This is a genomic window from Crystallibacter degradans (assembly GCF_012952295.1).
Lineage (GTDB): Bacteria > Actinomycetota > Actinomycetes > Actinomycetales > Micrococcaceae > Crystallibacter > Crystallibacter degradans.
Map to the genome: position 1 here is coordinate 1 of NZ_JABBCH010000097.1, position 399 is coordinate 399.

Sequence of the window (399 nt, forward strand, 5' to 3'; positions counted from 1 at the left end):
CTGCTCTTGAAGCGGCTGGACCTGCCGCAGCCGGGAGAGGCCATGGGCCAGGTCGCCGAAGCCGCGCCCGCACCCCAACCCACCGGCGCGAAGTAGATACAGCGGTTGGATCATGACCCTCCTGACGAAAGCGAAAGGCAGCTACATCCATGAACCACACCCAGGAACTGTCCGAGAAGGATCGCGTACTGACACCCGATCAGCTTCAGCGAATCCACGCCTGGTGGCGGGCGGCAAACTATCTGTCCGTGGGACAGATCTACCTGATGGACAACCCGCTGCTGCGGGAACCGCTGCGGCCGGAGCATGTTAAGCCGCGGCTGCTGGGGCACTGGGGCACCACCCCGGGACTGAACTTCATTTACGCCCATTTGAACCGGGCCATCATGGAGCGGGACC

1 protein-coding gene is annotated in these 399 nt (G+C 63.4%); it reads left to right on the plus strand.

The window, feature by feature from the left end:
- Positions 1–149: 149 nt before the first annotated feature.
- A partial coding sequence (locus tag HGO92_RS23280; RefSeq protein ID WP_502306002.1) for a phosphoketolase family protein occupies positions 150–399 on the plus strand: 250 nt, incomplete at its 3' end.